Annotated in this window: 12 protein-coding genes and 1 tRNA gene; 7 read left to right on the top strand and 6 right to left on the bottom strand. The window is 58.8% G+C overall.

The genetic code is table 11. The features are described 5' to 3' along the window. Positions 1 to 148: 148 nt before the first annotated feature. The gene (locus SCM96_10755) at positions 149 to 871 is read left to right on the top strand and encodes a CsgG/HfaB family protein (GenBank protein MDW7761102.1); all 723 of its coding nucleotides are present in this window, start codon (positions 149 to 151) and stop codon (positions 869 to 871) included. On the opposite strand, the gene SCM96_10750 is transcribed toward SCM96_10755, so the two are convergent. Further along, a complete protein-coding gene (locus SCM96_10750; protein ID MDW7761101.1) occupies positions 864 to 1301 on the bottom strand; it encodes a polymer-forming cytoskeletal protein in 438 nt (145 codons plus the stop codon). The genes SCM96_10755 and SCM96_10750 overlap by 8 nt on opposite strands. Before the next feature lie 238 nt (positions 1302 to 1539). Between SCM96_10750 and SCM96_10745 the strand changes: the two genes are divergently transcribed. From SCM96_10745 to SCM96_10735, 3 genes are all read left to right on the top strand, one after another. After that, positions 1540 to 1611, top strand: a tRNA-Gly gene (locus SCM96_10745). Positions 1612 to 1632: 21 nt separating this feature from the next. After that, the gene (locus tag SCM96_10740; GenBank protein MDW7761100.1) at positions 1633 to 2397 is read left to right on the top strand and encodes a hypothetical protein; all 765 of its coding nucleotides are present in this window, start codon (positions 1633 to 1635) and stop codon (positions 2395 to 2397) included. Between the two features lie 52 nt (positions 2398 to 2449). Beyond that, positions 2450 to 3349: a hypothetical protein gene (locus SCM96_10735; protein MDW7761099.1), complete on the top strand. Its 900-nt coding sequence runs from the start codon at positions 2450 to 2452 to the stop codon at positions 3347 to 3349. A 44-nt stretch (positions 3350 to 3393) separates the two neighbouring features. On the opposite strand, the gene SCM96_10730 is transcribed toward SCM96_10735, so the two are convergent. The 5 genes from SCM96_10730 to SCM96_10710 are packed head-to-tail and all read right to left on the bottom strand — an operon-like array spanning position 3394 to position 6511. Continuing rightward, on the bottom strand, positions 3394 to 4713 hold the full coding sequence (locus SCM96_10730) for a hypothetical protein (protein ID MDW7761098.1): 1320 nt from the start codon (positions 4711 to 4713) through the stop codon (positions 3394 to 3396). Then, positions 4703 to 4930 carry a DUF5668 domain-containing protein gene (locus SCM96_10725; protein ID MDW7761097.1) on the bottom strand — a complete coding sequence of 76 codons (228 nt, stop codon included), beginning with the start codon at positions 4928 to 4930 and terminating at the stop codon, positions 4703 to 4705. Before SCM96_10725 ends, SCM96_10730 begins: the two co-directional genes overlap by 11 nt. 11 nt (positions 4931 to 4941) lie before the next feature. Beyond that, complete coding sequence (locus SCM96_10720) at positions 4942 to 5436, bottom strand: DUF5668 domain-containing protein (GenBank protein MDW7761096.1); 495 nt, start codon at positions 5434 to 5436, stop codon at positions 4942 to 4944. Positions 5437 to 5457: 21 nt separating this feature from the next. Further along, positions 5458 to 5961 carry a zf-HC2 domain-containing protein gene (locus tag SCM96_10715; protein ID MDW7761095.1) on the bottom strand — a complete coding sequence of 168 codons (504 nt, stop codon included), beginning with the start codon at positions 5959 to 5961 and terminating at the stop codon, positions 5458 to 5460. Beyond that, positions 5951 to 6511 (bottom strand): sigma-70 family RNA polymerase sigma factor, encoded by a 561-nt coding sequence (locus SCM96_10710; GenBank protein MDW7761094.1) that lies wholly within the window; start codon positions 6509 to 6511, stop codon positions 5951 to 5953. Before SCM96_10710 ends, SCM96_10715 begins: the two co-directional genes overlap by 11 nt. 117 nt (positions 6512 to 6628) lie before the next feature. On the opposite strand from SCM96_10710, the gene SCM96_10705 reads away from it, so the two are divergent. The 3 genes from SCM96_10705 to SCM96_10695 are packed head-to-tail and all read left to right on the top strand — an operon-like array spanning position 6629 to position 9231. Then, complete coding sequence (locus tag SCM96_10705) at positions 6629 to 7210, top strand: sigma-70 family RNA polymerase sigma factor (protein MDW7761093.1); 582 nt, start codon at positions 6629 to 6631, stop codon at positions 7208 to 7210. Then, a complete protein-coding gene (locus SCM96_10700) occupies positions 7197 to 7571 on the top strand; it encodes a hypothetical protein (GenBank protein ID MDW7761092.1) in 375 nt (124 codons plus the stop codon). Before SCM96_10705 ends, SCM96_10700 begins: the two co-directional genes overlap by 14 nt. Before the next feature lie 28 nt (positions 7572 to 7599). Next, positions 7600 to 9231 (top strand): PDZ domain-containing protein, encoded by a 1632-nt coding sequence (locus SCM96_10695; GenBank protein MDW7761091.1) that lies wholly within the window; start codon positions 7600 to 7602, stop codon positions 9229 to 9231. Positions 9232 to 9252: the final 21 nt, after the last annotated feature.

Here is a 9252-nt window from a genome sequence, read left to right as displayed (position 1 = left end):
GATCAGCGAAAAAACCCATAGTCAGATTATGCCACAGGGCCGAAACCCCGGGCTTCAGCCCGGGGAGTTTTCATTATACATCCGAATCGATTTTGACAACCCGGATCCGCTATGGTATGTGATATGATGATGAATGAAAGGAGGCCCTATGAAGAAGCTTTGTTCAAGTCTTATTATGGCCGCGCTCGTCATCGCCGTGCTGGCCGTTTCCGCGGAAGCTCAGGATAAGCCGCGTCTCGGCGTCCTGCGTTTCACGAACCAGACAAGCGCCGGATGGTGGAGCGCCGCCGTCGGATCGGAGCTTTCCGATATGCTGGCATCCGAACTGGTGAGCACGGGCTCGTTTTCGGTTCTCGAACGCAAAGAGATCGAGGCGGTGCTCGGCGAGCAGGATCTCGGCGCGACGGGCCGGATCGATCAGGCCACCCGGGCCAAAATGGGAAAAATCAAGGGAGCGGAATTCCTCGTGGCCGGAACGGTCTCCTCTTATGAGGAGAGGATCGGCGGAGGAGGCGGAGGAGTGGCTTATCGGGGTGTCCGTCTGGGTGGAAAGAAAGATCGGGTCTATATCGCCGTCGATCTCAAGGTGATCGACACGGAGACCGGAGAAATCGTCGATGCCCGGACCATCGAGGCTGAAGCTTCGGCCGCGGGCCTTGATGCCGGCGTGAACTATCGGGGCTTTTCCGTCCGGGGAGGCGGTTATGAAAAAACTCCGGCGGGGCAAGCCATCCGGGCCTGTATCATTTACCTGACGGAATACCTGGAATGTTCGCTTCTCTACGGACCCGACTCCCGCTGCATGAAGAAGTGGGATCAGATGGAACAGAAGCGCCGCGACCGGACCAAGGGCGCCATCAAGATCAAGTAGAAACGCTGTTTTTGATGCGGATGGCGCCTTTGAAACGGGCGCCGTTCATGATGGAAACCCGGGCGGCCGTGATGTCCCCCGTGAGGGTTGCCGTTTCCGCGACGAGAATGCGCTCGTCGGCATCGACATTGCCCTTGAGTTCCCCCTGAAGGGTCAGAAACTTGACCCGGATGTCGGCTTCGACCTTGGCGCCCCGGGCGATGACCAGGGAGCCTTGGTTGAGTTCGATATGGCCCTTGAAGCGGCCTTCGATCAAGAGATCGTCCCGGCCGCTGATACGGCCGTTCAAGGCAAGCTGGGAGCCGATCCGGGAAGTCTGGGAAAGGGAAGTCGGGCTGTCTGTCGTTTCCGTCGAGTTCGCGCGTTCGTCTTTGAACATGGAGTGATTATAGAAGGCCCGCCCTCCGTCTGTCAATTCGGCTTTTTTCACGCACACCCTCGGCTCCGAGTGCGTGCGCGGGTCGAGGTCGCCGCAGCGATGAGGATCGGGCTGCGCAGGCGTAGTTGAGCTACGTCGAGCAGGCCGGGACGAAATCGATGTGGTGAGATCGGCCCGTCCGAAGGATGAAAACGCCCTTTTAGGGAAAAGAGAGAAAACTGGGGCGTTTTCACGCACACCCTCGGGTTGACAAAGGGAGAGATTCGGGCTAGATTTGGGGTCGCATCGAGCGGGCATAACTCAACGGTAGAGTGCGAGCTTCCCAAGCTCGGAGTTACGGGTTCGAATCCCGTTGCCCGCTCTTTTTTATTGAGGTCCGGACATGACGACATGGCATTACACCCTGGAACCGGAGCCGCTTTCCGGGCCCAGGAACATGGCCGTCGACGAGTTCCTGTTCAGAAAAGCTGCGGAAAGCGGCGGTACGTTCCTCAGGTTTTACCGGTGGTCCGGACCGACCGTGTCTCTGGGCGCCTCTCAAAATGTCGAAAAGGTTCTCGACGCCGAGGCCTGCCGTCGCCGCGGCGTTGCCGTCGTGCGCCGCATCACCGGCGGAAAACTGGTGCTTCACCAACAAGAATTGACCTATTGCGTGGCCTCCGCGGACACGTCGGTATTCCCCGCATCGGTCCGTGAATCCTACCGTCTCATTTCTCAGGCTCTGATCCGCGGCCTGGAAGAGATGGGGCTTCGTCCAAGCCTGGCCGGAAACCCCCCGGAGTCCTATCTCCGAGGAATTCAACCATGTTTTGCCCACCCGGCCCGGGATGAGATCGAGATCGACGGAAAAAAAATCGTCGGCAGCGCCCAGAAGCGGAGCGGCGCCGTTTTCCTGCAGCACGGCTCCCTTCCCTTGAAAAAAACGGATGACCTGCTTCAGACCGTTTCCCGGGGAACGGACGGGCGGCCCGTTCTCATGACGTCGCTCTCCGAAGCTCTGGGCCGACCGATCGATTTTTTCTGGGCCGCCGGGCGACTGGAAACCGGTTTCCGAAACATCTTTTCGGTCGAACTTGTCCCTTACGACCCGGCTCACGAAAACCCGGCCGCCCTGGCCGAGTTGGAGAATCGATATGCCTTGTCTTGAATAAAACCTCCCCCGGTGATACGATAATTCGTGGAAAGAGCGGGAGGATAACATGAATGAAATCGACGAACTGTCCAAACTCGAAGTCTCCGGTTTGCCTCCCCTGCGTCCCATGCTTTTCGACGACCTCTACCAGAATGTCTACAAGAACCTCCATCTTGAACTCGGCACCGGTCCCGTGCTCTACACCCTGTCTCCGTCCTATTCCGTTATCCATCCGTCCCCCAATGAAAAAGTCAGCGATTTTCTCGCCCGCAAGGAGGATGTTCTGGACTATCTCCGTGAGGCGATCATCCAGAATCTGGCCCTGTATTCCGCCCTTCTCGATAAAAGCAGCTATTTCATCGAGCAGAATCACTTTCTTGTTCTGGCCCGGTTGAGGGAACGGGAGTCGGACGGCCGGAAATATGAGATCAAATTCTATACCCACACCCCCAAGGATCTCCTGTCCCATTATGAAGACAAGATTTATATCGGGCGGGATTTCATCGATCTGTTCAATATCAAGCGCAAGCACATGGGTGTCAAAGACTTCATCGTTTCGCTGAAGAGACAATTCGAAAGCCTGCTGGACAGGGCCCAGGACCGGATGAAAGATCCCATGGATTACACGTCCTTTTTCCAGGAGATCAAGGAATCCGTGCTCGAACTCCAGACCGAAAGCCTTCTCATCCTTCAGTCTCTGCCGCCCTATCCGGATCTGAAAACCATGAGCGGCAAGGATTTGATCGAGGTGAATGCCCAGTACAGGACCGTCAAGCATTTCCTCATTGAACTTCACGATGAAGTCGCCGAGTTCGAAAATCTCCTTCGCTTCAAGAAGGAAACCGAATTCGTCCGCTATGTCACGAAATTCAACAAGGATCTGACCAACCTGATTTCCTATTTCCACATCAAGATCAACGGTCTGCTGACCCGGAAGATCTATTTCTACAAAAACCGCCAGGGATAAAAAAAAAGCCGGGCGCGGGGCGCCCGGCGTTAACGTCACAGGGATCAGTCCTGAGACGCGGGACGATCTTCGATGCGGATGTCGCCGTATTGGGATGACAGGACGACGCGCGGCTCTTCGCCTTCGGCCATGAAGGCCCGGACCAGGCTTGTTCCATTCGAATCCCTAAAAGGCTCAGGTCCGGAAAGCCGCCAGATGACCCGGCCGTTCCGGGCCCGGGCTTCGAGAGAAACCGCGGCTCCCCGGGGCCACAGAACGCGGACGGCGCCGTAACGGCCGGACACGCGGAGGCCGTCTTCCGGAGAAAGAGGAGACAGGCTGATCTCGCCGTTGGAAACGTTGATTTCGGCGTCTCCCGAAAAATCATCCAGGTCGCATTTCTCGTGGGAGGTGTCGATCCGGATGGACCCGTCGCGGAGGTGCCGGCCTCGAACACGCACGTTCCGACCCTTGACCTCGGCGCCTCCCCGGATGTTTTCGAGCGTGACGCGCCCGTGTTGGGTGGCGATGCCGATCCTTCCCCGCGCACCGCGGACCGAGACGTCGGAGTGGTACCCTTCGATCTCCGCAGGGCCGGTGTCTTCCAGGGTGATTTTATCGTGGGTGTTGGAGATGCGAACGGGGCCTTCGAGACGATGTCCGGTGACGGCGTTGTGGCGGCCGGAAATCGCGGTTTTCCCGCCGATGTCTTCCACGCGGATCCTGCCGAAGCTGTTCGTCACGGACAAATCGCCTCCGACGGTCCGGATCCGGACATCCGCATGCCGGCCGGCCGCGACGGCGCCGCCTTCGATATCCTCCAATTCGATGGCCCCGTGACTGTTGGCGATGTCCGCATCGCCCGCGATACCCGCGGCGCGGACGCGTCCGTGCCGGTTGACCACGACCGTTCGGCCCAGATCGAGAACCTTGATGTTGCCGTGGCTGTTGCGGATGTCGACGGCTGTGCCGGGAGGCGCCAGGATCCGGATATGGGTTCGGAAATTCTGCTTTCGGAAATCGGCCCGATTCGTCGCGATGCGGATCAGGTCACCTTTGTGGGAAACGACGGTGGAAAGCCGGCCGGCGATTTCGGCCGCCTCGGCCTCGTTTCGTCTCCGGATGTCCTTGCGGAGCGTCGCTTCGAGCGAAGTCCGCCCTTCCTGCCCGACGACTTCGACATCGCCGTGACGGTTTTCGATTTCAAGCCGATATGTTTCAGGAAGAGCGATCTCCTCGGTCTCTTCGTAGACATACGACTTTCCCCAAAACATGATGTCGTCCGCCCAGGGCGCAAGGTCCCGCCATTTTCCGGTCTGCAGGTGATAGAAAACGACACCTGCAAAGACCAGGAAAATCAGGAGAACGACTTCCTTAGCTTTCATGGTCCGGATCCCCGGCGGCCGGTTCGGCGGGCCTCCGGCTTCTCTCCTTGATTCCGGCATAGAGCTTCGAGGCTCCCCAAATGATGAGGACGACCGGCCACATCCGGGCCACGAAATCCCAGACATGGATGTCCAGGGATTGAAGAAGGAAGAGAACCCCGACCGTGATCAGGATTATCCCCCAGACCAGAGAATCGCTGCGTTTGCGTTGTGCCATGTCCGTCTCCTTCACTGTTTTTCGGCGGAGCGGCGGAAATGCTCGGCCACGAGTTTCAAGCCGATGCCGATGACGACCACCGGCCAGAAGTCGATCAGCCTGTCATAGCTCACGACATCGAAATTGGCCAGGATCAGAACCAAGCCAAGGGCCATGAGGGCGATGCCCCAGAAGATTGATCCGCGAAGCGTCTCGCCTGGCTCGGTGAGGGCCGTGATTTCGGCGGTGTCCTTTCCGGACGCAAGGGCTTTCAGATTGATCGCTCGGGCCGACTGGACGGCTTCGATGATCTGATAGATGTAGAAACCGGCCAGCATGAGGGCCGTGAAAGGCTGTCCGCCGCGTCCCTGCAGGGTGATCAGTCCGGCGAAGAGAACGATAAAAAGGACGCCCTTGGCGACCTGGCCGTTGTAGACGGCGCCGATGCCCGGGAAAAAAGCGGACAGAAGTCCGGCGGCCGCCGGCGACTTCTGCGGTTTTGGAGCGACGATCATTTTTTCTTCCATGTTATTCCTCCAAGAGTCTGTTTATGGAATCTCCGTGTCTTTTTGCAGAACCGGAAGATTTTTGACCTTATCGAAGGTTGTTTCCGTATAGGCGCTCAGCTCGCCGGTCAGGCCGCCGGCCCGGGCGACGAGCCGCTCCGCCTGGGCGTATCCCAAGTGAATCCGGCGGTCGATTTCCCTCCGAATCCGGGGGCCGTCCGGGTGGAAGGCCAGGGCGGAGACGAGGACGAGAAGACCTGCCGCAGCGGCATAGAGCGGCTGCAGGGACGGCCGAAGCAGAAGATCCGTGAACAGCCGAAACGTCCGCCGCCGGATGGGGATGCCCCGGAGGCGCTCGACGAGGCGGGGCGGAACATCGACTTCGGGAAAACCGGCCAGACTTTCGGTGAGCGACTTCATCCGTTCGAGCAGATCGGCGCATTCGGGACAGGACCGGAGATGAGCCTCGAAACGGTGTTGTTCTCCGATTTCGAGCCCGCCTTCGAGATAAGCGGAAAAAAGCTCTTCCATGCGATTACAGGTCATGATCCGCTCCTTGTCGATCCCGGAGAAGCCGGGCCAGTTGAAGCCGGGCCCGGTTGACCCGGGATTTGACCGTGCCCAGGGGGATATCCAGGCTTTCGGCCATCTCTTCGTAGGAATGGCCCTGGATATCCCGGAGAATCAGGGCCATTCTCATGTCTTCCGGCAGGCCGTCGAGACCGTCCCAGACTTTTTTCCGGGTTTCCTCCCGGATCAGGGATTCCTCCGGATCGGCCGAAGATCCCGCCTTGAACCGGTGTTCTTCGAAATCGTCCCGCTGCGTCTTTTCCCGCCGGGTCCGCCGGTATTGGTCGATCAGGTGGTTGCGGCCGAGAGTCAGAAGCCAGGCCGTGAAGTTTTTTCCGGCGTCGTATTTCCCGAGGGAATGGTAGAGCTTGATGAAGATCTCCTGTGTCAGATCCTCGGCCTCCTGGTAACTCCCCGAGAACTGGTAGGCCAGGTTGAAAATTTTTCGGGAATAGGCGTCGACAAGCATGTTCCAAGCTCCGGCTTTTCCTTCCAGGCACTCCTGAATGACGTTTTCCAAATTCACACAACTCATCCGGATTGACGAGGATGGCCGGAAAAAAGTTCCATGCCCGGTTCATTGTATTGTGTTATTCTTAAAAGCGCAACGAATCCCCAAGGATCAAGGTTGAATCAAGTGAGGATGGACGAGCAGGAGCTGATGGCCCGGGTCCAGGCCGGAGACGAAGAGGCTTTTTCCGGGCTTGTCGGGCTCTATAAGGACAGGATCGTGAATTATCTTTACCACTTCACGGGAGATTATCAGAAGGCCGTGGATCTATCCCAGGAAACGTTCATTCGGGTCTATTTCAAAGCGGACAAATACCGGCCCATTGCGCCGCTGTCCTCGTGGATTTACTCCATTGCCGGAAATCTGGCCCGTTCCGAGCTCAAACGATCCAAGCGCCGGGCGGCGGTTTCCCTGGACGACATCCCCAACGAGTGGCAGGCCGGAACATACTCCGAAGATCCCGATGACACCGGCCTGGTTCGCAACCTCCGGGAGGCCCTGGACTCGCTTCATCCCCGCTACCGCATCCCCATCATCCTCAAGGATATCGAGGGATTTTCCCAGGAGGAAATCGCCGAAATCATCCGCCGTCCGGTGGGAACGGTCAAAGCCCGCATCAGCCGCGCCCGATCGGCCCTCAAACGGAAACTTCAAAAGGCCGTCGGCGGCGGGTCGATTCCCGAAGATCACGAGGTGCAGAATGGAAAATCTTGAGTTTCTGGCCCGGCGCGGCCGGGTTCGGGCGCCTGCGGGATTTGAACAATCCGTCATGGCCGGCCTCTCCGCCGAGAAGCGCCGCCGGCTCGTTTTCCACCGGGGTCTCCGGCTGGCCTGGGCCGGCGGAGCGGCGCTGTTTCTTGCCGGAATCCTGTCGCTGAGTCTTCTCGACCGGCGGGGCGGATCGGACTGGACGGCGGCGGCAGGACCGGGGGCTTTGTCTTCCGGTTCCCCCGCCATTCCCGTCATGGAAACCATCGATTACGGTCGCGAGATCCGGTCGGCGGACACGGAACCCCGGACGATCTACATCCTCGAACGGGTTTCCGAAGCGATGCTTCTCGATGCCATGTATTGAGCCGGAGACAGTTCAAGGAGGCACGGAGATGATGAAAAGAATCCTGAGCGGCGCAGCCGCCCTTATCTTCGGATTGATCCCCATCGCTTCTGTTTGGGGGCTGGAAGCTCCGGTCGCCGGACCCAACGATAAGGGTATTGTCGAAATCACCCGCCGGGCGTTCCCTTCCGTGGTTCAGGTCGAAGCGCAGAATCACATGCGGAAAGTGGCGACGGGCGTCGTCATCGACAGGGACGGACATATCGTGACGACGGCTCTCATCTCGCCGCGGGACGAGACCATTGCGGTCATCACGCATGACGGAAAACGATATGAGGCGGAGTTTCTGGGTTTCGATCCGGTGACGCATCTGGCCGTCGTCAAGACCCGGGCCAAGGGTCTTCGCCCTCTGAATGTTCCGGGGCGGTCGGAAAAGGCCGGTCCGGGAGCCTGGGTCTGTGTGATCGGCATCTCTCCGGAGAGAGCGCCTTCGGTCACGCAGGGCATCGTCAGTTCGGTTTCCGATGACAGGCTGAGATTGAACGTCTGGGTCATGCCCGGATCGAGCGGCGGCCCCGTGCTGGATGAAAAAGGGCGCATGATGGGGCTGCTCCGGGGGATTTATACGGAAGAAGCGCCGGTGATGTTCGGTTTCCGCGACCGGGAGCAGGTCGGATCGGGATATGTCCTGAGCCGGGCGGAAGCGCCCTCCTCCGGCATGGCCCTGGCCGTTCCCATTGATATCGTTCTTTCCGTGGCCGATCAGATCAAAAAAACGGGCCGGGTTGAAAGAGGCTGGATGGGCGTCTCCATCTTTCAGGAGGAAGGCGGCGAGGTTGTTCTGACTGATGTGGACGGCCGGGGGCCGGCCGCCCGGGCCGGACTGAAGCCCGGAGATATCATCCTGAAAATTGACGGGAGACCGCTGGACCGGGCGGAAGATATGGCCATGGAAATCCGCCGCAGCCTCCCCGGGCGCGAACTTGTCCTGAATGTAAAAAAAAGTTCAGGGACAATCGAGGACGTCAACGTGACACTCGGAACTTTCTCCGAAGATGAGGCGCGGCGAGAGCTCGAATCCCGCTTCCCGCGCCTTTTTCCGCCTTTGCAGCCCGTCCGGGAAAAAAGGGATTTCAAAATCCCGGACATGCCCCTCTTGAGCTTTGAAAAGAAGCGTTATGTCGGCATTTATCTGGAAGAGCTGAATCCGGAACTCTCGGCGTTTTTCGGAGTCCGGGAGGGGCGGGGCCTTCTCGTCTCGAGCCTGACGCCCGGCGGTCCGGCGGAAAAAGCCGGGCTTCGGGTCGGCGATGTCATCGTATCCGCGGCCGGCCGGCGTGTCGAGTCGATCGACGCGCTCATCGACATCATCCAGGATGCCAAGTCCGGGAGCTGGATCAAGTTGGATATTCTCAGGGAAAAGAAAAGCCTGAGCTTGGAAGTTGAAGTCGCCGAGGAAGAAGCGACCGGCGGGATCCGCCTCCCGGATTGGGAAGAAGGGTTCGCCGTCTGGCGGGCGTTTGCGGATAGGCTCCAAAACGAGGCTGTGCGCTGGAACGACGAGCATGGTCAGGCGTTCCGGGAAGAACTGGCTAAAATCCGCGAGGACATGGCCAAGAAGGGAAGCGCCGCGGCCGAGGATATAAAAAATCGGCTCAGGAGATTGGTCCGTAAAATTTAACCGCATAAAACAGCCGTGACA

The sequence above is a fragment of the Acidobacteriota bacterium genome (genome assembly GCA_033549365.1).
In the GTDB taxonomy this organism is placed as follows: Bacteria; Acidobacteriota; Aminicenantia; order Aminicenantales; family Saccharicenantaceae; genus JAWSUF01.
Note: the sequence above shows the minus strand (reverse complement) of the source record. Positions and strands in the feature narration are given on the sequence as shown.